At 65.5% G+C, this 23,060-nt stretch carries 20 protein-coding genes; 10 read left to right on the top strand and 10 right to left on the bottom strand.

Going from position 1 to position 23,060, the window contains the following annotated elements:
• Positions 1–2 precede the first annotated feature (2 nt).
• On the top strand, positions 3–1,973 hold the full coding sequence (locus tag AC3A56_RS15615) for a M1 family metallopeptidase (RefSeq protein ID WP_487770958.1): 1,971 nt from the start codon (positions 3–5) through the stop codon (positions 1,971–1,973).
• A 79-nt stretch (positions 1,974–2,052) separates the two neighbouring features.
• Here AC3A56_RS15615 and AC3A56_RS15610 read toward each other — a convergent pair whose 3' ends face one another.
• Positions 2,053–2,451 carry a hypothetical protein gene (locus AC3A56_RS15610; RefSeq protein ID WP_487770957.1) on the bottom strand — a complete coding sequence of 133 codons (399 nt, stop codon included), beginning with the start codon at positions 2,449–2,451 and terminating at the stop codon, positions 2,053–2,055.
• 481 nt (positions 2,452–2,932) lie between these two features.
• Here AC3A56_RS15610 and AC3A56_RS15605 point away from each other — a divergent pair, with 481 nt between their 5' ends.
• The 6 genes from AC3A56_RS15605 (at position 2,933) to AC3A56_RS15580 (ending at position 8,327) form a co-directional block, all read left to right on the top strand.
• A complete protein-coding gene (locus AC3A56_RS15605) occupies positions 2,933–3,154 on the top strand; it encodes a hypothetical protein (RefSeq protein ID WP_487770956.1) in 222 nt (73 codons plus the stop codon).
• Between the two features lie 82 nt (positions 3,155–3,236).
• Positions 3,237–3,818 carry a hypothetical protein gene (locus AC3A56_RS15600; RefSeq protein ID WP_487770955.1) on the top strand — a complete coding sequence of 194 codons (582 nt, stop codon included), beginning with the start codon at positions 3,237–3,239 and terminating at the stop codon, positions 3,816–3,818.
• Between the two features lie 386 nt (positions 3,819–4,204).
• Complete coding sequence (locus AC3A56_RS15595; protein ID WP_487770954.1) at positions 4,205–4,609, top strand: hypothetical protein; 405 nt, start codon at positions 4,205–4,207, stop codon at positions 4,607–4,609.
• Positions 4,610–6,247: 1,638 nt separating this feature from the next.
• On the top strand, positions 6,248–6,688 hold the full coding sequence (locus AC3A56_RS15590) for a hypothetical protein (protein ID WP_487770953.1): 441 nt from the start codon (positions 6,248–6,250) through the stop codon (positions 6,686–6,688).
• Positions 6,689–7,560: 872 nt separating this feature from the next.
• A complete protein-coding gene (locus AC3A56_RS15585) occupies positions 7,561–7,839 on the top strand; it encodes a hypothetical protein (RefSeq protein WP_487770952.1) in 279 nt (92 codons plus the stop codon).
• A gap of 215 nt (positions 7,840–8,054) precedes the next feature.
• Positions 8,055–8,327, top strand: coding sequence for a hypothetical protein (locus AC3A56_RS15580; RefSeq protein ID WP_487770951.1), 273 nt, complete (start codon positions 8,055–8,057; stop codon positions 8,325–8,327).
• Positions 8,328–8,747: 420 nt separating this feature from the next.
• Here AC3A56_RS15580 and AC3A56_RS15575 read toward each other — a convergent pair whose 3' ends face one another.
• A complete protein-coding gene (locus AC3A56_RS15575) occupies positions 8,748–10,514 on the bottom strand; it encodes an ATP-binding cassette domain-containing protein (RefSeq protein WP_487770950.1) in 1,767 nt (588 codons plus the stop codon).
• Positions 10,511–11,644 carry a phosphoenolpyruvate carboxykinase (ATP) gene (locus tag AC3A56_RS15570; protein WP_487771025.1) on the bottom strand — a complete coding sequence of 378 codons (1,134 nt, stop codon included), beginning with the start codon at positions 11,642–11,644 and terminating at the stop codon, positions 10,511–10,513. Before AC3A56_RS15570 ends, AC3A56_RS15575 begins: the two co-directional genes overlap by 4 nt.
• A gap of 151 nt (positions 11,645–11,795) precedes the next feature.
• Here AC3A56_RS15570 and AC3A56_RS15565 point away from each other — a divergent pair, with 151 nt between their 5' ends.
• The 3 genes from AC3A56_RS15565 to AC3A56_RS15555 are packed head-to-tail and all read left to right on the top strand — an operon-like array spanning position 11,796 to position 15,445.
• Positions 11,796–13,310, top strand: coding sequence for a B12-binding domain-containing radical SAM protein (locus AC3A56_RS15565; protein ID WP_487770949.1), 1,515 nt, complete (start codon positions 11,796–11,798; stop codon positions 13,308–13,310).
• The gene (locus AC3A56_RS15560; protein ID WP_487771024.1) at positions 13,285–14,502 is read left to right on the top strand and encodes a nucleotidyltransferase family protein; all 1,218 of its coding nucleotides are present in this window, start codon (positions 13,285–13,287) and stop codon (positions 14,500–14,502) included. The genes AC3A56_RS15565 and AC3A56_RS15560 overlap by 26 nt, the downstream gene beginning before the upstream one ends.
• 13 nt (positions 14,503–14,515) lie before the next feature.
• Positions 14,516–15,445 carry a class I SAM-dependent methyltransferase gene (locus tag AC3A56_RS15555; RefSeq protein WP_487770948.1) on the top strand — a complete coding sequence of 310 codons (930 nt, stop codon included), beginning with the start codon at positions 14,516–14,518 and terminating at the stop codon, positions 15,443–15,445.
• On the opposite strand, the gene AC3A56_RS15550 is transcribed toward AC3A56_RS15555, so the two are convergent.
• The 7 genes from AC3A56_RS15550 to AC3A56_RS15520 form a co-directional block, all read right to left on the bottom strand.
• The gene (locus tag AC3A56_RS15550) at positions 15,407–16,552 is read right to left on the bottom strand and encodes a glycosyltransferase family 4 protein (protein WP_487770947.1); all 1,146 of its coding nucleotides are present in this window, start codon (positions 16,550–16,552) and stop codon (positions 15,407–15,409) included. The two genes, AC3A56_RS15555 and AC3A56_RS15550, sit on opposite strands and share 39 nt — an antisense overlap.
• Positions 16,549–17,685, bottom strand: coding sequence for a glycosyltransferase family 4 protein (locus tag AC3A56_RS15545; protein WP_487770946.1), 1,137 nt, complete (start codon positions 17,683–17,685; stop codon positions 16,549–16,551). The genes AC3A56_RS15550 and AC3A56_RS15545 overlap by 4 nt, the downstream gene beginning before the upstream one ends.
• A gap of 2 nt (positions 17,686–17,687) precedes the next feature.
• Positions 17,688–19,199 (bottom strand): B12-binding domain-containing radical SAM protein, encoded by a 1,512-nt coding sequence (locus AC3A56_RS15540; protein WP_487770945.1) that lies wholly within the window; start codon positions 19,197–19,199, stop codon positions 17,688–17,690.
• A 46-nt stretch (positions 19,200–19,245) separates the two neighbouring features.
• Positions 19,246–19,947, bottom strand: a complete 702-nt coding sequence (locus AC3A56_RS15535) for a class I SAM-dependent methyltransferase (protein ID WP_056714335.1) — start codon at positions 19,945–19,947, stop codon at positions 19,246–19,248.
• A gap of 2 nt (positions 19,948–19,949) precedes the next feature.
• On the bottom strand, positions 19,950–21,170 hold the full coding sequence (locus tag AC3A56_RS15530; RefSeq protein WP_487770944.1) for an amidohydrolase family protein: 1,221 nt from the start codon (positions 21,168–21,170) through the stop codon (positions 19,950–19,952).
• 4 nt (positions 21,171–21,174) lie between these two features.
• Positions 21,175–22,059, bottom strand: coding sequence for a class I SAM-dependent methyltransferase (locus tag AC3A56_RS15525; RefSeq protein ID WP_487770943.1), 885 nt, complete (start codon positions 22,057–22,059; stop codon positions 21,175–21,177).
• Between the two features lie 159 nt (positions 22,060–22,218).
• Positions 22,219–23,055, bottom strand: coding sequence for a Wzz/FepE/Etk N-terminal domain-containing protein (locus AC3A56_RS15520; protein WP_487770942.1), 837 nt, complete (start codon positions 23,053–23,055; stop codon positions 22,219–22,221).
• Positions 23,056–23,060 lie beyond the last annotated feature (5 nt).

Below are 23,060 nucleotides of genomic sequence, written 5' to 3'. Positions count from 1 at the left end.
GCATGAACAACCTCACGCTCACTCTGGCCGCCACCTTCGCCGCGCTTTCGCTGGCGCCCGCCTTCGCCGCCGACACCGCGCCTGCGCGCTTCGATCCCGCGCAGACGTTCGCGCCGTACAGCTACCCGCAACCGGCCACCGCCTACCGCTCCGCCAGCGGCAAGCCTGGCCCGATGTACTGGCAGAACCGCGCCGACTACCGGATCAAGGCCACGCTCGATCCCGCCACCCGGCTGCTGAGCGGCAGCGAGGTGATCAGCTACACCAACCACAGCCCCGACGCGCTCGACGTGCTGTGGCTGCAACTGGACCAGAACCGCTATCGCAAGGACGCCCGTGGCGCGTTCACCAGCAAGTTCCCCACCGAGTTCACCGACGGCTACAGGATCAGCTCGGTCGAAGTCGAAGACGCGCAGGGCCACACGCAGCCGGTGAAGTGGATCGTCTCCGACACCCGCATGCAGGTGCAGCTGCCGACCGCGCTTAAAGCAAGGGACGGCCAGCTGAAACTGCACATCGCCTGGAGCTTCACCGTGCCCGGCGAGTTCGGCGGGCGGATGGACGTCAACCCCAGCAAGAACGGCGAGATCTTCGAGATCGCCCAGTGGTATCCGCGCATGGCCGTCTACGACGACCTGCGCGGGTGGGACACGGCGCCCTACCTCAACAGCGAGTTCTATCTGGAATACGGCGATTTCGACTACGCGATCACCGTGCCGTGGGACATGATCGTGGCCGGCTCCGGCGAACTGCTGAACCCGCAGGACGTGCTGACCAGGACCGAACAGCAGCGACTGGAACAGGCGCGCCGCAGCGACAAGACCGTGATGATTCGCAGCGCGGACGAAGTCACCCAGCCGTCCAGCCGTCCAAAGCAGAGCGGCACGCTGACCTGGCACTTCGCCATGCACGACACCCGCGACGTGGCGTTCGGTGCCTCCAAGGCCTTCGTGTGGGACGCGGCGCGAATCAACCTGCCCGAAGGCAAGAGCGCGCTGGCGATGTCGGTCTATCCGGCCGAAAGCGGCGGCGACGCCGCCTGGGGCCGCGCCACCGAATACCTCAAGGCCTCCACCGAATACTTCTCGAAACAGTGGTATCCGTACCCCTGGCCGGTGGCGATCAACGAAGCCGGCACCGCCGGCGGGATGGAGTATCCCGGCATCACCTTCGACCACAAGCTGGCCAAGGGCCGCAGCCTGCACATGGTGATCGCCCACGAGATCGGGCACATCTGGTTCCCGATGATCGTGGGCAGCAACGAGCGCCGCGATGCGTGGATGGACGAAGGCTTCAACACCTTCATCGACGTCTACGAGGCCGACGCGTTCAACCACGGCGAATACGCGCCCAAGCGCGACGGCGAATACGCGCCGGGCAAGGGCAACCCGGCCGACGAGATCGCCAAGGTGCTGCAGGACCAGGACGCCCCGCCGCTGCTGCTGGGCGCCGACATGGTGCCGGAGAAATACCGCCACCCGATCAGCTACTTCAAGGGCGCCTTCGGCCTGGTGCTGCTGCGCGAGCAGATCATCGGCCCGGAACGCTTCGACCCTGCCTTCCGCCGCTACATCGCCACCTGGGCCTACAAGCACCCCAGCCCGTCCGACTTCTTCCGCTTCATGGAAAGCGAGACCGGCGAAGACCTCGGCTGGTTCTGGCGCGGCTGGTTCGAACACAACTGGCAGCTCGACCTGGCCGTGCAGAAAGCCGCCTACACCGACGGCGACTACCGCAAGGGCGTCGACGTCACCGTGGCCAACCTGGATCAGCTGGTCATGCCCGCCACCCTGCAACTGGTCTACGACGACGGCAGCAAACAGGACGTGAGCGTGCCGGTGGAAACCTGGCAACAACACCGCAGCTACGTGGTCCACGTGGATGGCACGCGCAAGCTGAAGTCGGTCACGATCGATCCTGCGCGGGCGTTGCCTGACGGCAATCGCGGCAACAACAGTTTCGCGATGCCTTGAGCGCAGCCATGGTGTCGGGGACAGTTTTAATGGTCCCTGACAACTTTTCCGCTAAAAGCGCCAAGAGCTTTGAAGGGCTTTAGAGCAAGGGCTTTCGTCCGCCTTCGGAGGGCGAGGTACTTCTCTTTTGCCTGTCCACATACGCGCAGGAGCGCGTATGAACAGCGAAGCTGGCCCGAAGGGCGAAGGGCAGGACGCGCGGAGTCAAATAGAAGTCCCCAAGAGAAAACGACACCCGCTTGTGGTCGGGAACCTCGGCGTCGACCTCGCGCGAGCCCTGGTAGACCTGCAACGTCCCGGCGGTGTGCTCTGTCGCAACATTCAGCTGCAATAGTGTTCTGCAGCAGCCGGGCACCTTTCCCTGCGGGCGAAAATGAATCGGCGTTCGCAACACGCGCCGCACCTCATCCATCAAACGCGGCGCCGAAGGGCCGCTGACCATACGGTTTATTCCTGCGTTTGCGGGGTCATAAGACATAGCACTTCACTTTGCGAGATATGCAAAGCCCATCCTGACCCAGCCAGATCACAGGCGGCAGGCGGCAAACCCCCGCCACGCCGTAGGATTTGCCTACTTGACGCGCCCCGGATCAAAGCTGAACATCCATTGCATATGCCCCGATATGGGGTCTAATAAGCGTTAGGCGTCGTCATACAAATTCAGGGAAGACCATGCTTGGAAGCAATCGCAAGCGCGTGCAGCAGCTCACCGGGCCGGAGATCTGGGCGTTCATAGTCGCAAGGGTTCTAATCGGCTTCGCGGTTGGCGTCTTCGCAGTGGCTTACTTCCCTCGCATCGCCAGGCACCTTGCTTGGCCTGCGCTTATCCTCGGGGCGTTGCTGTTCGTGGTTGCCGCAAAAGGTCTGCTTCGCCGCGGCGCCTAACAGTTCGTTCAAGGCGGACGCCGTACCGGCGCCGCTTAACTCAAGCGTTAGCCGTTCATCAACAGGGGAAAGCCATGGCACATGAAGTACGGGTCAAGATTGACACTGCAGTCGTTGCGCACAAAGATTTTGAGGTAGTGGTTCGCTCCGACGACGGAAAGCTCGGCACGCTACTCATCAGCAAAGGAAACATCGAGTGGCTTCCAAAGGGTAACTCGGTAAACAAGCGCCGCCTGTCTTGGGCAAAATTCGCCGAGTTCATGGAAGAGCACGGAAAGCCGGCAAAGGCCAAGTAACTCGGGGCCGGCTAACAGTTCGTTCAAGGCGGACGGCTGCGCCGCCGCTTAACTCTAGCGTTAGCCTTCAAGGAGAGACATCGTGCCCGACGTAATTCCTGGATCATGGCGAGGAGTCGTCAATCGATATCATCAAAGTCCCGCTGAGGTTCAGGCTTACTTCGAGAGCTTGCCAAGTCTCCTTGAGGAATACGAGTGGGAGGTTTCTCTCGGCTTTATCTTTATTCGAGTCGAAAAGGCACTAAATACTATGCTCTACTGCGGCGCACGCAAACTGCATCGTGCCAATGCGGAAATCGCGCGCAACTTCGTTGATTCCCACCACATGACTCGCAAAGAATTCCGCCGACTTTTCGCGAATATATTTGGCCGAGACATCCCGGCAGAAACCACTGCAATCCTTGCTGAGGCCGAGAAGGTTCGTGACAAGGTGATTCATGGCAAGATCGTAGGCGAAGCAGATTTTCGCAAAGCCACTGTCCGTGTCATCGAGTACGCAGAGGCCATGAATGATCTTGTTCATGAGATCGCTGCGTTCAAGCCTTTCACTATTGATCTTCGTGGTTTTGTGGGTCGCGGAGAAGCCTTAGATAAATCGACTACAAAGTGGCTAATGAGGGGGCTCGGCTTTCTAGCTAAGCAGCCAAGCGAAGCAGAGGCCTAGCCTAATGGCGTTGCAGGCTAACAACTCGTTCAAGGCGGACGGCTTCGCCGCCGCTTAACTCAAGCGTTAGGTGCCACGTGGGCGCACTGTCGAAATTTCGAAAATGGGCCAACCGCGATGATGGTCGGCTTTTCCAGATCGACAACGAATCTATCGGCGCCACCACGGTGGTCGGCGTTCTCGTTTTCATAGGTGCGCTAATTCTTTGGCAACTTCACTCACAGGTAGGCATCAGTGGCGGGTGGGCTATCGTCGTGGGTGTTGCGGGTCTAGCTCTACTCTTTGCGGGTGGCACGTCAGGCGGCAGCGGCGGTGGCACCTAACCAGTCATCCAAGCGGACGGCTGCGCCGCCGCTTAATTCCAGCGTTAGGTGCGGCGGTAGCTCATGCGCAAACTGGCAGCAATAGCATTTGCACTACTAGCAGTGGCGGCTACGGCGAGCCAACCGCAGATCAACGAGAGTGCTATCGAGGTTTACTATCGCTCGTTTGACAAGACTTCCATCGTCAACCTGGATGCGGAAGCATTGATTGGCGCTCACGATCGCCATTTGTTCATCAGCAAGCGTAGCCAAGTAAAGGCGCTACTCAGCGCGCTCGGGCAACCCTGCAACTCGGCCCCACCCTGGCAAGCTCAAGATCTTCGCCTGCTCATTCTTGTTCGTGGTGCGCATCCTTGGCGCTGGGAGGCATCAAGCTTCGCGTACCGGGACGACCGCACTGGTGCCACTTGCCTTCTTTCCTCATCACAGCAGTCCCATCTGCTGGCACTATTGGATCTAGAAAGGTAGCGGCGTGTCGGCCGCACCTAACCACTCGTCCAAGCGGACGCGCGAAAAGCCGCGCGCCGCTTAACTCCAGCGTTAGCCGGTAGCTCGTGGTGGTTCTTCGTTGCACGTGTTTCGCCCAGCTTCGCGCTGGCTTGTCGTCCGTCGCCGCAGCGGCTTTTCATGCGGCGTCATCGCAAGCCTCAGCTTTCAGAGCTGGTTGTTTTGGGGTAGCCGGTTGCTCAAGCTGCGCGCTCGTCGTGGCAGTCGTTGACGCCCGAGCAAGCAGCGTCGCAACCGTCTAACTCCTCGTCCAAGCGGACGGCGTACCGCCGCCGCTTAACTCAGGCGTTAGACCGCAATGACACAAACTAACTCACGCATTTGGAATATCTTGTGGTGGTCCTATTTCGCCCTGTTAGCCATCGCTACGATTTCGTCATGGTTTCGCGTTCACTCTTTGCCTGACGCGCTGTTGGCTGTGTTCGGAGGTTTCGGACTTGTAGGTCTTTGGGGTTACCTGCGCCGGGTCAACATAGGTTGGCCCAAATTTTGGGTCGCGTATTTCATACTATTCGCAACGTACGCTCTCTACAGCATTGGCCTAATTGCATGGCTCGCTTGGCAGGCGCATGCGGTAACGTACTACTACGTAGCCATTGGTGCGGCCTTGCTTGTCACACCTCAAGGCTTGGCGCTGTGGCGTTATGGATTTCGTAGCGGCTCACTCTGGCGGGCCGCGTAGGCTGCGGTCTAACATTTCGTTCAAGGCGGACGGCTTCGCCGCCGCTTAACTCAAGCGTTAGGCCTTCAGTGAGCATCGCGGAACTCCAATCCAAATCTGCCTCACCGAGCGAGCTTGTGCTGCCACTCGCAGCGGCTATCGAAGCGCTACAACTCTTGGAGCAAGCGGGCGTTGTGGTTGTCGGCTGGGAGGGTTGGCTGCACTACCCAGATGGCAAGCTCGGGCATTCAATGAAGCACCAAGGCACTGCATTCACTTCCCAACTGACTCAAGCCGAAATGTATGCTTGGTTCCGTAGCACCATGCACAGGTCTCAAGCTGAGCATCACAATCATCCAGAGGCATCTGGCAGTGAGCTTCTTTTCTGCATCACGGTACAGGCCTAACCCATCATCCAAGCGGACGCGCGAAAAGCCGCGCGCCGCTTAACTCCAGCGTTAGACCGCAGGAAGATCATGCAGAGGCTCGTAAAGATTTCATTTGTCTTCGCTGACTTGTGCGCTTGGCTGCTAGTGGCGATCTTCCTGTTCGGCGCCATTGCCTGGCCGGTCATCGGACCTGTTCACGCGCGCATGGCTCATCTACCAATCACCACATTTTCCATCGTTGGCACTTGCATCATGTGGCTTGCCACCGCTGCAGGGGCCTATGCTATTACCCGGCGGCAAGTCCTTGGTCTTACTCTTATCCAAATTCCCTCCGCGGTCTGGCTAGTTTCAGGACTTTTTGTATTTGCGCTAACCTTCACGGTTGTAGCGGCAGTAATTTTTGGTACGCCATTTCTGCTTGCCTTTCTTCAAGCACGCTCGGCCCCAGCGTCCGGGTCAGCGGTCTAACAACTCGTTCAAGGCGGACGGCTACGCCGCCGCTTAACTCCAGCGTTAGGCCGCATAGGAAATATGGTCGATAAGTCAGACATGCTTTCGCTCCACCAGCAGCACACTGCCAGCCAAGATAAGTACGCGTTCTTTTTGCTGGCGGCTGCAGGCGCGGCGATCGGGTTTGCCGTACAAAAGACAGATGGGCTCTTTCTGTCTTGGTCTCTGTGGCCAGTTGGTGTCGCTGTTCTCTGCTGGGGCGTCAGTTTCTATGCCGGGTGCAAACGCATAACCTGGGTGCAAACCTCCATGTCAGCGAACTACACGAGGTTACAACTTCAACACGGCAGCCACGCCGAGCAACCGCCTCATCCTGAGCTTGTCGAGGCCGCTATAAGAGGCGTTACCACAGCTTTCAATAAGAATCTTAGTTGGGCGCGCTTCTACTCGCGGCTTCAGTTCTACACACTCATCGCAGGCGCCATCTTCTTCATCGTGTGGCGGCTCATCGTCATGGCGGCTGCGGCGTATGCGGTCTAACATCTCATTCGAGGCGGACGGCTACGCCGCCGCTCAATTCCAGCGTTAGGCCGCGATGGACACTTGGGAGCCAACATCCGCAAAAGAATTGGAGGCCCTCATTGTTCGGGAGTTGGCCAAGTGCACACCTGAGCAACGAGAGTTTTTCTCTCGCATCAGGATTCCGCTTCGTGCGGTTCCTATCCCTCGTTTCGGTCAAGTCGAGAGCATCTTTGTGGTCGCTCAACAAGGTGATGTCGTGGTGTACTACGAAGACGTCGAAGAGGGTTTCAATCTGTCTACATTGGCACACGACGGATCAATAGAATCACCAGGTTACGAGCAGTGGGAGCTAAGGCATGTGCTCTATCGCTTGGCGCCCTAACAATTCATTCAAGCCGACACCGCTCCGCGGTGCGGCTTAATTCAGGCGTTAGGCTCTATGAAGCACGAAATGTTTGCGTTGGTGCTTGCCGCAATAGCGCTGTCCTGCACAGCGCAAAGCATCCCTCGCGCACCAGACTGGCAGAAAAACCTCCACTTCGTGGGCGAGAATTACCCACACCGAGACAACATTCGCGTACTCCTTGGGCAGCCAGATAGCGTGCAAGGCGTAGTGGTCAGCAGTCCAGACCATTACGCTCCTTTCCAGCCACTTGCCTGTGCGCACGTGCCGCTAGGCACACAACTAGAGTTATGGCGCTACAACGAGAGTCAATTTAGCTATTTTCTCTACTTTGAGGGCAACTCTATGGTCTGCTTCACAACGGACCCAGGGCTGCCTAACAGATCGTCCAAGCGGACGCGCGAAAAGCCGCGCGCCGCTTAACTCCAGCGTTAGGCCCTCCATGGAAGAATTCCGAGTACGTCCTGGCTTTGGCGCCCCGAACCTCATGCTCATCGAGTTCCGTGGTGACCACAGAGCTGAAGGCTTCCCGCCTGTTCTCAATCTACTGGAAGGTCAGCTAGCTGAGTTCTCATGTACTGGAAGCTGCCCGGCGCCGGATGACTTTCTTTGGGAGTGCGTCTATGCCGGTGGCGCTTTCGAAGTGTCCGATGACTGGGGCGGGCTCTTTGTCATTCCCACTCTCAACAACGACCGGGTCGTTGCAGATGTATCCTCGGCCCTAGAAGCATCAGGGCAGTTCCGCCGCGCTGCGGAGCAAGCCTAACATCTCGTTCAAGGCGGACGGCTTCGCCGCCGCTTAACTCCAGCGTTAGGCCTCACAACAAAATGACCAGGCTCCGCAAAATACCTTCTCTGGCGGTGACATTCGTATGGCGCTTATTTCTGGTCTGCATGCTGCTGGGGCTTTACGCATGCGGAAGCGCGCACGACCGGAACGTTTTCGGCCGTCCAGAAGACGATCACCTCATGAATCATTGTATGACTGACAATGGCATCAACGTAGCCTTGTATGTCAATACAGGTGGGGGTGCCGCAGTTGGAACAACGTATTCTGTAACGGTTGAGCACAAGCCCGATCTTGCCGAGCGTCAAATCTTGTACTCGGACTACAATCCAGAATTTTCTGCCCTTAAGTGCAAGCCGCGAGGCTTCGAACTGGTAACGTCGGATGGCACGTTGACTTTCAATAGTGGTGAATTGGATGCTCTTCGCGCGGAACCACGAGATCTCAGCGAGCAAGACCGGAAGTGACGCCTAACATTTCGTTCAAGGCGGACGGCTTTGCTGCCGCTCAACTCCAGCGTTAGAGCTCACAATGAATGCTTGCCGTATATTGGCTGCATCTTTTTTCACATCGCTGCTTGCTGGTTGCTATGCAGCTCACGGTGACGCCCAGTCGAGCCTCAACCACTGGAACACTTTACTTTCCAAAGAGGTGCCTGCCGGTTCGTCAAAAGCAACAGTCGTCGCCTTCTTCTCGGCTCATGGGTTGGAGCACAGCTATTCACCACCGAGACTAAAGGGACGTGGCTAATTAAATTTGCACAGAGATCAGTGTCCGACGCGCCTGTGGGCTGCAAACCCAGGCAGACGTTCGACGCCGACCCAATGCACGGTCGGGTACTGCGTGACTGATCGCCCGGGATCGACCGCACAGCGCCTGTCCATGACTCATACCAGCCTTTCGTGCGGGCGCCCACGCTCGCCATGCGTTTGCGGCTCAGCGCTGCGCGGGCCAGCCTTCGTGGAAACCGTGGCGACCAAGTCGCCGTCGATGCTCAGGCACTGGTCGGCGATCGTCGCCACGCTGGCCCGGTGCGATACCACGATGAGTATCGTACGGGGCAATCGGCGCTTCATCGCGGCCAGCACGCGGATCTCGGAGGCGGCGTCGAGCGCGCTGGTGGCTTCGTCGAGCACGGCCAGGAACGGCTGGCGCAGGATCACCTGGGCCAAGAGCAGGCGCTGCAGTTCGCCGCCGGACAATCGGCTCGACGCGCTGTGCAGCGTGGTGTCCAGTCCATCCGGTGAATCGGCCAGCCGCTTGTCGAGGCCGACATCCAGCAGCGCGGCCTGCATCCTCTCGTCGCTGGCTTCCGGCGCGGCCCAGTGCAGGCATTCGCGCACCGAGTATTGCCACGGACGCACGCTCTGGCTGACATAGGCGCCATGCCGCACCAGCTCGCGGTATTCGCCGAAGCCGATGGAATGTCCGTCGACCCGTGCCGCGAAAATCCCGGGCAGGCTCATGCCGGCCAGCACGTCGACCAGGCTGCTCTTGCCGATGCCGGAGTCGCCGGAAACCAGGGTCAGCTCGCCGGGCGCCAGGCGCAGGTGGCGGACATCGACAGCGGCCAGTGGCGGCGCCAGCTGCATCCGTTCGATGTGCAACGCTGTCCGATCCGCCGGCGCCGATGCCGCCGAAGAACGCACCGCCTCCAGGCTCATGTAGCGCTGCCACAGCTCGAACGCGGGCGCAGCCGAACGCAATTGCTGGAAGCTCTGCCGGGTCGACACCAGGTACGGCAGCAGTCGCCCCAGCAGCAGGCAGGCCGCGGTCAGCGCGGCCTGATCGACCCCGCGCCAGCGGTAGGCCAGCACGAAGACTGCCGCGATCCCGACCGCCGCCAACAGCTCCAGCAGCAGCCGCCCGTTGGCGACGAGTTCCAGCTGGCGTCGGTAGCCGTGGCCAAGCTGGGCGGAGATCGCGCCGTAGCTGTGCTTCTCGGCATCCTCGCGCTGGAACGAGCGCACGTGGCGCAGCCGTCGCGGGAAGTCCTCGCTGTGCCAGAACAGGCGCGTCATGTCGGCGACATACTGGCGACCGACCCGCGACTGTTCGCGACCGAACGCGCGCGAGGCGATCACGCCGAACACGGCAAACAGTGGCGTCGCCAGCATCAGCGGCGGACAGACCCAGAACGCCGCCGCCAGACTGACCAGCGAAGTGACGCCGGCCACCAGCAGTTGCTGCAGGGCGCTGAAACCCTGGGTGATGATTTCGACGTTGTAGGTGAGCACGTTGGCGATCTCGGCCGAGGTCGAATCGGCCAGCGCATCCAGCCGCGCGTCGAGCAGGCGCGCGTGCACCTGGCGGCGCCGGGTCATGCCGTAACGTGCGGTCAGGCGGGCGCCCAGGCGGGCGGTCGACCAGCGCAGCACGGCGAAGGCGAACGTGGCCGCCGCGAAGATCGCCGCCTGCCACTCCACGCCGCCGCGCGCGGCAAACACGCCGCCGGCGAACGTCAGCGCATGACCTGGCTGCACCAGCGGCACCAGCAGCACGGCCGCGAGGCTGCCGGCCAGCGCGCTGGCCAGCGACAGCAGCACGTAGGCCGCGGTTTCCACCGTGTCGACGCGCGTGAACGTGCGTACCAGCGACCGCAGCATGTCGTAGCTGCGGTCGCGCGCCGGCCGTGCTTCGGCAGACCGCTTCATGCGGGTGCGCCGACGGCAGGCAGCAGTTGGCGCAAGGCATCGACCGAAGAACGCGGATGGCGCCCGCGACGCAGTTCGTGCACGCCTTGCGCGATCAGCTGCTGCTCGAAACGATGCCAGCCGGGCTGGCCGGACGCATACGGCTGATCCGCGCGCAGTCGTGCGGCGATCTCGCGGGCGGGAATCGGCGTGAGCAGGGCGGCGGGATCGTCGGCCAGCTGGCTGGACACGAACACCGCGCCGGCCAGCGCCAGCGGCTGTGGCGCCAGCCGGCCACGGGCCTGCCTCAGGTCGGCCTCGAATTTCTCGACGCCGCTGCGGCGGCGGATGACTGGCGCGCTCGCCACCCAGCGGCGGCTGCGCTCGTCATCGACGAACCGCAGCGCATCGGCCTGCACGTGCAGGAAGTTGGCGACGCCGGTGGCCAGCATGCGTTCGGGCTGCACGAAGACGGCATCCTCGGCGAGGAAGTCCAGGCCGAGCAGCAGACTGTGCAGAGCCAGCGTCGACTTGCCCGCGCCGCTCGCGCCCAGCAGCAGGACGCCACGCCCGTCGCGGCCGACGCAGGCGCCATGCAGCGGCACCAGCCCCAGTCCACGCGTGGCCAGGGTGAACACCGCGAACTCGATGAGCTCGTAGCGCAGGTGGTAGGGGTGCAGCAGCATGTCGTCCGAGGCCACCACCAGCGCCTGCCGCTGCGCGGGGTCCAGCACCACGTAGTTCGCGGCGTCCATCACGCCGCAGATCAGGCCCGCGCCGGACTGCACCTGCACCGGCGGGGGTTCGGCCGTGGGTGATGGAGCCGGCCGCGATACCAGGCGCAGCTCGATGCGGAACGCCGCATCGGCCACCGGCAACCGCTGCGACGGCAAACCCGCGTAGGCGGCATCGACCAGGGCGAGCAGCGCCTCGCTGCCGCTCTTGAAGCGGAAACGGCCGCCCAGGATCTGTCGCTCCACGCAGGACACGGGGCCGCGCCGCTCCTCGAACGGGTCGGCAGGGATTTCGTGGACACCGGCGCAGGGAGTCAAGGTCATCGTCTCGATCAGGGTCCTGGTGGCGCGCCATGGCGAGGCCGAGGCGCCGCACGTAGCGGGCGTCTTCCTGCTGAGTGTCGCCGCGGGCGGCAAAGGTTGTGCCTGCACACCCCTGCGGACTTTTTTGCCGCGCGGGGCAACCGAAGCGGCGCGCTGGCGCACTCACCGGCAGCCAGCGCGGAAGCGGGAGCCGACGCGGCCCATGGCTGCCGTTGCTTCCCACGATGATCGAGGCCTCCAGCAGATGCTCAAGATTCAGGTCGGCCACTCCTACTTCCTGGCTTACGACCCGAAGCAGTGGGAGCGCGGCAAGCCTTATCCGCCGCTCGCCACGATCCAGGTCGCCGCCCTGCTGCGGCAGATGGGGCACCAGGTCGCGCTGTTCGACGCGATGCTGGCCACGGGCGTGGAGGACTACCAGGCCGCGCTGCAGAGCACGCGGCCGGATGTGGTGGTCCTCTACGAGGACAATTTCAACTATCTGACCAAGATGTGCCTGGGCCGCATGCGCGAGGCGGCCTGCCAGATGATCGCCGAGGCCCGTGCCGACGGCGCGCGGGTGATCGTCGCCGGCTCCGACGCATCCGACCACCCGGACGCCTTCCTGGCGGCGGGCGCGGATGCCGTGCTGATCGGCGAAGGCATCGCGGCCCTGATCGAACTGGTCGGGCGGCTGCAGCGCGACCCGGCCATCGACACGCCGCGCTGGGTCGCGGGCATCGCCGGCGTGGCCACGCTGAGCAACGGGCAGACACAGCTGACCCGCGTGGGCGTGCTGCCGCCGGACCCGCGGCTGGTCGGCCATCCCGCCTGGGACCTGGTCGACGTCGAACGCTACCGCGCGATGTGGCTCGAACGGCACGGTTACTTCAGCCTCAACATGGCGGCCTCGCGCGGCTGCCCGTTCCGCTGCAACTGGTGCGCCAAGCCGATCTGGGGCAACCACTACAACCAGCGCAGCGCCAGCGACGTGGCGGCGGAAATGACCTACCTGAAACGGACATTCCAGCCCGACCACATCTGGCTGGCGGACGACATCTTCGGCTTCCGCGTCGACTGGGTCGGCGAATTCGCCGCGCACCTGGCCGACGCCGATGGCTCGGTGCCGTTCACCATCCAGACCCGCGCCGACCTGATCAGCGAGCGGATGGCCGCGGCGCTGGAACACGCCGGCTGCGCCGAGGCGTGGATCGGCGCGGAGAGCGGCAGCCAGCGCGTGCTGGATGCGATGAACAAGGGCACCCGCGTGGCCGACCTCATCGCCGCCCGCGCGCGGCTGGGCGAACACGGCATCCGGGTGGGCTTCTTCATCCAGCTCGGCTATCAGGGCGAACAACTCGTCGACTTGCTGGCGACCCGCGAGCTGATCACGCAGGCCGTGCCGGACGACATCGGCGTCAGCGTGTCGTATCCGTTGCCGGGCACGAAATTCTACGAACAGGTGAAGGCCCAGCTCGGCGCGAAGACGCATTGGCAGGACAGCGGCGACCTGGCCATGATGTTCCGCGGCGCCTACGACTCGGACTTCTATCGTCACGTGCGCGACCTGCTGCACGAGCAGGTCGTGTTGCAGCAGTCGAAAGCCGCCCAATCGCCGCAGCAGCATCGTGAAGCCCGCGCGGCGTTCGAGGCGCGATGGGTCGCGCTGATCGCCGACGAGCGCGCGCACCGCAGCGAAGACGCCACCGCCCCAGCGCCCGCGACGACGCCCGACCATGCCGAACCGGCCCGCCATGCTGCCACCGCTCAACATCGTTAGGGCGGGCCTGCGCCGCACCACCGAGGCGCTCGCCGTGGAGCTGGCGCTGTCGCGGCCGGGCGGCGTCACGCCGCCGTGGAGCGAACTCGAATGGCAGCTGGCCGCGGCGGTTGCCGCCGCGCACGGCGTGTCGCCGCTGCTCAGCCAGTGCTCGACCTGGCAGTGCCCGTCGTGGCGCCGGTTCCTCGACAGCCAGCGCGAGCATGTCGAACTGCGCCATCGGCGCATCGGCACCCTGCTGCAACGCATCGACGCCGCCGCGCGCGCCGCCGGGCTGGCCGTCGTGCCGTTGAAGGGTTCCGCCCTGCATGCGCTGGGACTCTACGCGCCGGGCGAACGACCGATGGCGGACATCGACCTGCTGGTGCGCGAAAGCGATGCCGCGGCGACGATCGCCCTGCTGCAGGAGCTCGGCTACGTGGAGTCGTTCGTGCAGTGGAAGCACCGCGTGTTCAAGCCGGCCGAGGGCGCGCCCGTTCCCGGGCTGGGCGAACACCGCGACACGCCGGTCAACATCGAGCTGCACACGCGCATCCAGGAGCGGCTGCCGGTCTCCACCGTCGACATCACCGGGCAGACCTATCCGCGCGTGCCGCAAGCGGGCTTGAACGACTACCCGTCGACCGGTGCACTGATGAGCCACCTGCTGCTGCACGCGGCGGGCAACATCTGCGGTCGCAGCCTGCGCCTGCTGCACCTGCATGACATCTCGCTGCTGGCCACGCGGATGGTCGCCGCTGACTGGGACGTCCTGTGGGAAGCCGCCGAGCCGCCCTGGTGGGCGCTGCCGCCGCTGCGGCTGGTGGCGCGCTACTACAGGAACGCGGTGCCCGACGCGGTATTCGCCCGGCTCGAACGCGACTGCCCGCGCCTGCTGCGCACGGTCTCGCGGCGCCAGACCCTGACCCGGGTGTCGTGCTCGGAGCTGTGGCTGCATGCGCTGCCCGGCATCGAGTGGTCGCGCTCCGTGGGTGAAGTCGGGCGCTACGTCAGGAACCGGCTGCGACCGACGGAGGAAGCGATCCGGGAACGGGCCGACATGGTGCGGACCCAGTTGTGGCTGCAGGACCAGAGCTGGGTCACTACGAACCATCTGCGGCGCATCCTGACCTGGCTGACCCGGCCGGTGCCGCGGATGGACACCTTGTACGCGGTGCGCGCGGCGCTGGACTCCGCGGCGCCGGCGCCCTAGGCGCGACCCGCCCATGACCGGAAAGCGAGCCGCGACGGATGCACGACGGTGGGACATCCGGCTGCGCTGTCCCCGTTGCGGCAACGCCATCGACACGCCGGACTGTGCGAACTGCGGATTTTCCATCGCGATGGACGATGGCATCGCCCACGCGCTGCTGCCGGAATCGGCCGCGCGCCTGGCCCGCTTCATCGCGGATTACGAGCGAATCAGGACGTCGGAAGGTCGCGGCAGCGAAAGCGAGGCGTTCTACCTCGCCCTGCCCTACCGCGATACCACGGCAAGGGATCGCGACCAGTGGCGGATGCGTGCGCGCAGCTACGACTACATCGTGCGGCATCTGCTGGCAGGCAGTCGCGTGCTCGACCTCGGTGCGGGCAACGGCTGGATGAGTTATCGCCTGGCACTGGCCGGGTATCAGCCGGTCGCGGTCGACCTGCTCACCAACGATCGTGATGGGCTGGGCGCGGCCCGCCATTACCGGACGCGGCTGCGGACACTGTTCCCGCGCTTCCGGGCCGAGATGCGCCACCTGCCGTTCGCCGACGCGCAGTTCGACGTCGCGGTGTTCAACGCCTCCTTCCACTACGCCGAAGACGCCGAGGCCTGCCTGCGCGAAGCGCTGCGCTGCGTGAAGGTCGGCGGCATGCTGATCATCGCCGACACGCCGTGGTACGCCCGCGACGAAAGCGGCCGGCAGATGCTGGCCGAGCGTCGCGAATTCTTCCTGCGCCGTCATGGCGTCGCGGCGGACGCGATCGCCAGCCTCGGCTACCTCACCGACGAGCGTCTGCGCCACATGGCGGACGCGCTGTCGATCCGCTGGGAAGTGCATCGCCCGTGGTACGGCCCGCGCTGGGCGCTGCGCCCGCTCATCGCGAAACTTCGCGGCCGCCGCGAGCCATCAAGGTTTCGGCTCTACGTCGCCCGCAAACCGGGCTGATGCCCGCGCGTCCGTGCACAGGTGGCGGTACAGCGCCTCGAACAGTCGCCCGGTGCAGTCGGCGTCCTCCGCCAGCGCCCGGTGCTGCGCGGCCCCGGCCATGCGCTGGCGCCGCGGTTCGTCGGCAAGCAGCGCCCCGATCGCATCGGCCAGCGCGCCCGCGTCACCGATGGGCACGCTGCACGCTGCCGCGGGCGACCACTCCACGAAGTGCCCGACCGCCGTGCCCACCGCCGGCACGCCGGCCACCGCGGCCTCCAGCAACACCAGCGGGCCGGTCTCGTGCAGCGACGACATCACCAGCAGGTCGGCCGCCTCCATCAGCGGACGCAGTTCGCGTTGCGTCCGGAATCCGAGAAATTCGACGCAGTGTTTCAGTCCAAACTGTTCGGCCAGCCGTTGCATCTCGCCCTGCAAGGTGTCCACGCCGACGATCTCCATGCGGAACGCCAGCCCGGCGTTGCGAAGAACGGCCAGTGCGCGCAGCAGGGTCGGCTGATCCTTCACCCGGTTGAGGCTGGCGACGTGGATCAGCCGCGCCGGCCCGCCGCGCCGCGCGCGCGGTGCGAGCGGCGGCCACGCCTGCAGATCGACGCCGAGCGGCGCGCGTTGCGCCTCGATGCCGAGCGCCCGCAGTGCGTCGATGATCGGCGCGCTGGCGGCCGTGACGACATCGGCGACGCGCAGCACGCAGGCCTCGCGCAGGCGTCCCTTCCATTTTCGGCGTCCGCCGTAGTCGATCGCGTGCAGCGCGACCAGCTCGCCGCCGGCGACATGCACCAGGCTGGGCAGCCGCAACAGTCTGGCCGCGGCCACCGCGACCAGGCTGCACGAACCGGAGAAGATCGCCTGGACCACGTCGAACGGCGCGCGGCGATGCTCGGCGCGGATCGCCGCGATCGCGCGCCACCGGGTCCAGCCGCTGCCGATGTTGTGGATGTTCGCGCCGGCGAGTTCCCAGCGACCCGGCGCAGCTTCCTGGTGCAGCGCGAAGACATGCACCTCGTGCGTGCGCGCCAGCCGTTCGATCAGCGCCAGCAAGGCCGGAATCACCCGGACCTCGCCGCTGCGATCCACCCCGCCCGGCAGCACCAGGGCGAGTTTCACGACGCGCTCCGGCGCCGCTCGGCGTGGACTTGCGCATAGGCGTCGGCCCATTGCCGGCCCACCGCGGCGAACGACAGCGCGGCGTCGAAATGCGCGCGCACCTGCGCTGGCGATGGCCGGCTGGCGGCGGCAGCGACCAGCGCTTCGGCCAGTTGCGCCGCATCACCACAGGGCCACAAGTGGCCGACGCCACTGCCGCCGAGCAGCGCGCGGAAGGAGGGAATATCCGTGACCACCGGCGTGACGCCGCAGGCCAGCGCTTCGAGCACGGCGTAGCCGCAGCTCTCGGCGCGGCTGCCCGAGACAAACAGATCCGCCGCGCGCATCAGCCCCTCGACCTGCGCGTGCGCCACCTTGCCCAGCAGATGCACGCGTTGGGCAAGTTGCGGATCGCGCGCGATGCGCGCCTGCACCTCGCCGAGCAGCGGCGCGCTGCCGAAGGCGCACCACAACTGCAGGCCGGGCAGTTGTCGCGCCGCCAGCGACACGCCGTCGAGCACGCTCAACGGGTCCTTGCCGGGATTCAGGTGGCCCACCCACAGCACGCAGGGATCACCACGAAGACCTGTCTGTGCGCGCGCATCGGCGCGACTGCCCAGGCTGAAGCGGCTGCTGGATTCGGGTATCGCGAAGTGCCGTGTATGCGGCCCGAACAGCCCGGCCCGGGTGAACGGTCGGGCCAGCTCGGGCGCGGTGAAGGCCACGCCGGCCAGCGCCGCATACCAGCGTCGCCACGGCGAACGGCGCCACCAGTGCGGCGGCCGATCGGCGTGGTCCTGCAGGATGATCGGCAGCCGCGGCAGGCATTGCGCAATGGCAAAGGCATCCTCGGCGAAACCCAGGCTGTGCCCGTGCAGCACGTCGGCGTCGATGTCGCCGAGCAGGCTGGCGAAACGGCGGCCCCGGTTGGTCGCCGTTTCCAGTCCACGGATGTCGACGAAGTGATAGTCGATGCCGTTGCGGGTGATCAGCTCTTCCCGCGCCGCCGCCTGAACCACCGACACCCGGGTGCCGGCGCTGGCCGCCGCCTCGGCGACGTCCACCAGCGAGTGCCACTGCTCAAGCACCTGGTTCGGCGCGAGGTCCTCGGGGGCCGGCAGGAAGTTGAGCTGCGCGACGTGCAGGGCCGCCATCGCTACGCGCCGGTGATTTGCGGCGTGCGCAGTTGCACGAAGCGATTGGCGATGTTGAGTTCCCACGGATGGTTGTAGCGCCGATGGCGATAACGCCACGACGCCATCGCGCTCAGGCTGCGCTTGGCCCAGTGGGGTGAACGCACATCCTGCACGGTGGGATAGCGACAGCGCAGCACGGTGACGAAGTCGTAGATGCGCTGGCGCAGCTTGTCGCTGAGCCACGGCGCATCGGCATGGCAGGCGTAGTCCACCCAGCGACGTTGCGTCCATTCGTCCGGCGTGGAGGGAAACACCACCGGCTCGCCGTGAAGGTCGAGCAGGGGCGCGGCAGGATGCTTGCCGCGCTCCTTCTCGTGCTTGCTGCCCTCCGGCAGCGGCGTGTAGATGTAGGTGATGATTTCCGAGGCGGGATTGATCCGTTTCAGTTCGCGGATGAACTCGAAGGTCAGTTCGGTTTCCTCTTCGGTGTTCACCGGCGGCGCCAGCATGAAGGAGAACTCGGGGATCACGCCGTGGCGCTGACACAGCTCGGCCACCGCCAGGGTCTGGTCCGGCCGCGTGCCCTTGCGGATTTCCTTGAGCATCGCGCCGCTCGGTGATTCGGCGCCGATGTAGGCCATGCGCAACCTGCTCTTGCGCACCAGTTCCCAGGTGCTTTCGGAAAGCTTGAGCAGGGCATCGGCGCGTGCGAAACACCACCAGGGCATTTCGAGCCGGGCCATGATCTCGAGCAGCGGGATCATGTCCTGTTCGCGGTCGAAGAAGTTGTGGTCGTAGAACAGGATGGAATCGGCACCGAGTTCGTACTTGAGGTAATTCAGTTCGCGCTCCAGCCGATCCGCCGGCGGCAGCGAGGTCGCACCGCCGAACATCGCCGCCACGCCGCAGAACGTGCAGCGGAAGCGACAACCGATCGAGGCCTGGTGCACGGCGGTACGCCGGCCGAGAAAGGTGCTTGCCAGATACTTGTCCGGGTCGCCCAGCTTTTCATACGGCAGCACCAGCGCGGCATCGCCGTGCCGGAAGCTGCGATTGGGGTTGTGCACGACCTCGCCATCGCGGCGCCAGGACAAGCCACCGATCCTGGCCAGCGCCTCGTCGCCGCCGCCGCGGGCCAGCGCCGAGACCAGCTCGACCAGGCTTTCCTCGCCCTGCCCGCGCACCGCGTAGTCCACATAGGGCGCAGCCAGCGTGGTGTCGGTATACAGCGTGGGGAAGTAGCCGCCCCAGATGATCGACATCGACGGATGATGCTCGCGGATCGCCTTCGACACGGCGATCGCCGGCGCCAGCTGCGGGCCGCCCATGATGCCGATGCCGATGGCGTCGTAATGCTGTTTCCCGGCGGCGGCCAGGGTCGCGTTCACCAGGTCCCGATCGATGTTGCCGTCCACGATGTGGCTGTCGCCGAAGCGATCCAGTGCCGCGGCCAGGTTCAGCAGCGACAGCGGAAAGCGCGGACGCGTGGTGACCGTCGGGTTGACCAGCAATGTACTGGGGCGATTAGGCATGGGGCGATCAGGCATGGGGCGATGAGTCATCGGACGTCTCGGGTATTCAAACCGGCCGCCGCAGCCGGAACACCAGCGCCACGGGAACCTCCAGCGCGGCGCGGTCGAAGCGCGCCGTGGCGGGGATGTCGGCCGGATCGAGCATCGGCTCCAGCACCTGCTCGATGCGCAGCCCGAGCGCGGCGCAGGCCGCGTGCCAGTGGCTGTACAGGTGCTGGGTGTGCTGCACGGCGTAGTGCCGGCCGTCCGACTTGAAATCGCGCAACCAGCCCAGCGCGTGCCCGATCGGATGCACGTCGCTGCACAACAGCGTGCCGCCGGGCCGGGTTACCCGGCACAGCTCGGCCAGCGCTCGCTGCAGATCGTCGAGATGGCCGACGACCAGGCCGCAGAGGGTCAGGTTCGCTCGCGCGTCCGGCACGGGCAGCGCCGCCAGGCTGCCCTGGATCAGGTCGACGTCCGCGGCGGCCTGCAACGCGGCCAGCTCCGCGTCGGCGCGCGCGAGCATCGGCGCCGACAGGTCCACGCCGATCACGCGCGCCGCGCCGCGGCGCAGCGCGTGCAGCATGTAGCGCCCGCTGCCGCAGCCGACATCGAGCACGGCCGCTCCATGCAGCGTGTCCGGCATCAGCGCGAGCATGGCGCGCTCCTCCGCCCGCATCACCGGGTTGTGGGCGCGGGCAGGATAGCTGGATGCCCACAGCGCATACGCCTCGGCCGGCATCAGCATCGAAGGACGCGGCCGCATGGCTAGCCGGCCTCCATGACGAGGTCGCGCGCGCGGTGGGCGGCAGCCAGTTCGAGGCCGGGTTCGAGCGCCACCAGCGCCGCTTCGGCCAGCGGTTTGGCCAGCAGTTTCGGCTTGCCGTCCAGCGTCACCGGCACGGTTTCCATGCCGGCGACGTCGAACCATTCGGCGAAATCCGGATCGGCGATGCGCGGCACGCCGTGGCGCACCACCGCACGGATCTCGCTGCGCCCGAGGCCGACCAGGCCGCAGCGTTCGTCGCCGCCGCGATCCTCGACGATCACCAGGTCCGCCGGCGTTCCCGCTGCCAGGCTGCCGCTCGAAGGCAAGCGCAGGATGCGCGCGGCGTGGCTGGTGACCAGGCCGAGCAACTGGTCGGGACTCAGCTCGCCGCGAACGGCGATGCCGCGCATTTCGTCGAGCAGGTCGCGGGCGCCGCTGAGCCGCGAGTCGCTGCCCAGTGCAAGCCGGCCCGCCGCGCACAGCCGTCGCGGGTCCAGCGAGCGGCCGAGCAGGTTGCGATTGCTGGTCGGACACCAGACCACCGCCGCGTCGCGCTCGATCACCCGGTCGATGTCCTGCTCGCCCAGGCCGACGCCGTGGACCAGCACGCTGTTCGCCGCCAGGCAGCCCATCTCGTCGAGCCGGGCCAGCTCCGCCTGCGCGATCGCGTCGGTGCCCTCGGCCAGGTGGATCAGCCAGGGTCGGTCGGCGGGCGTGGCGGCGAAGCTCGGTTGCACCGGCGGACCGTAATCGGGCCAGCCCAGCGCGTAGCTCCAGCCGTAGTTGCGCAACAGCGTCACCGGAAAATTCGACTCGTCCAGCACCGGATGCCAGGGATCGTGATGCACCACGCAGGTGCTGCCGGCGAGCAGGTTCTTCAGCGCGCCGTGGCGCAGTCGCAAGGCCTTCGGTACCTGCAGCGCGGCAACCACCGCGGGCTCCGCGAAATGCTCACGGAAGGCGGCGATCCAGGCATAGCTGTTGGGGAACGGCGCGCTGGATGGCAGCGGCGGCACCGCGTTGACGTGCAGATGTTCGTGCGCGTTGATCAGGCCGGGAAAGACCAGGTGGTCGCGCAGGTCGATCCGGTACGCCCGCGCCGCCAGCGAGGAACCGATCCGTCCGGCGCGGATCGGCAGCGGCACGCGCGAGCTGGCCTGTGCCGTGACCGAGACGGCCCGGCACAGGCTGACGTCCATCGCGGCCTGCAGGAAGTCCATGCGCTCAGCGCCGCCGCATCACGATCAGGAAATGGTCGCCCATGTCGCGCAGCAGCGGCAGCGCGCCCAGGCGGTCGTCGAGCCGGCCCAGCCGTTCGTACCAGCGGCGCCGGCGACGGTAGTAGTCCACCAGGTACGGCGGCGGCATGAACAGGCTCAGCGCGCGATAGCCCTCCAGCGAAAAGTGTTCGGCAAACGCGCGATAGAACTCGCGCGGCAGGTAGTAGCGGGTCCAGATCGTGTGACGGTTCATGCCCACCGCCGTCGCGCCCCGCGCGGCGCGCACGCCGGCACGCCGGAAGCGGCCGCGCAGAGCGTAGTGCCCCAGCTCCCACGGACAGATCCGGCCCATCACCGAAAACACCAGGCTGCCGCCGGGGCGCAGCAGGCGCGCGCATTCGGCCGCGACGGCGGCGAGATCCGGTACGCAGTTCAGCGGGCCGAAGTTCGAGTAGATGCCGTCGAACTCGCCCTCGAGCCGATCGAGCTGCTGCACGCCCAGATGCATGGCCGTGACGCGCGACTGCAGCGCCGCTGCCGCCGCCCGTGCCCGCGCCCGCTCGACCATCAGCGGCGACCAGTCGGTGGCGACGACGTGAAAGCCGCGCCGGGCGAATTCGAGCGCGTCGATGCCTGTGCCGCAGCCCAGGTCGAGCAGGCGGGCGCCGGGCTTCACCTCGCTGTGCACGACATCCCACAACGTCGTGCGCATGCGCTGGATCAGTTCGTTGTTGCCGCGCGGTCCGTCGTAGTCGGCGGCGACACTGTCGAACGCGCGCTGCGTGTCGAGCAGTTGCGCCTCGTCCAGCGGCGCGCGCCGCGGAGGATGGCGGACGCTGCCGGCAGGTGCCTCGCGCCGCCCTGTTTCCAGCTTGTGCCATCCGCGCATATCGAACCCACTCCGTTCCACCGTGATGCAGCCGTCCATTCGCCACGCCATCCGCGCACCCGTCACGGAGCGGTCCCGGCAACTTCATGGAGCTGATCCGTGAGTGCCGGCCAGCGCCGTTTTGGTTGAATGGCGCCGGCGCCGGATGCATCGCCTGCGTCAGGCGGGCCGCCGCCTTCGTGCCATGACCACGGTCACGAAGGCGCCCAGGAACAGGCCCAGCAGGAGGCCGATGCCCCAGGTCAGTTCGGGATTGGGAAACGCCTGCTTGTCGGGCACGTAGGCCGGCCACATCATCGACGTGCTGTAGGTGTAGGTGGGCCCGAGACGTTCCAGCAGATCGATCCGCCCTGCCCGCAGGCCGCGGATCTCTTCGCTCTTGTTGGCCAGCAGCAGGCTGGCCAGCATCGGGTTCTGCACGTCCTTGCTGTCCGCCCCGCCCTGGTTTCCCGGCATCGCCGCCTGCCGGTAGCGGGCCTGGTCGGCCAGCGCCGTCTGCAGGTCGGCCTCGAGCTGGCTGAGGCGCGCCCGCGCCGCCTTCAACGGCACCTCCTCGAGTTGCCGATGGACCTCGCTCAGCCGGGCGACCGTCGCGTTGGCCAGTTCGATCGCCTGCTGGCGCGAATACGCCCGCACCGTGAGGCGGATCAGCGGGCCGGCATAGGGCATCGGCTCCAGCTTCAGGCTGTTGCGATAGAGCCTGGCCACCGGCGAGGTGTCGGCGTAGCCGGCGCTTTTCAGGATCTCGTTTTCGAACGGCACCCGTTCCAGCCGCTCGATCACCCGCAGCAGCGGCTCGACCTTCGGGTCCTGGCCGGACATGACCTGCCCGACCTGGCCGATCTGGATCCACGCGGTCGCCTGCCATTGCCGCTTCACCGTGTGCGCGAAGACGTAGGTGCAGGCCAGGGTCAGCAGCAGCACCCCGACGAACCACATCCAGCCACGGGTGAAGATCCGCCACAGATCGATCAGATAGATTTCGTCTTGTTCCATGGTTC

The sequence above is a fragment of the Rhodanobacter sp. Soil_C_14 genome (assembly GCF_057657335.1).
Note: the sequence above shows the minus strand (reverse complement) of the source record. Positions and strands in the feature narration are given on the sequence as shown.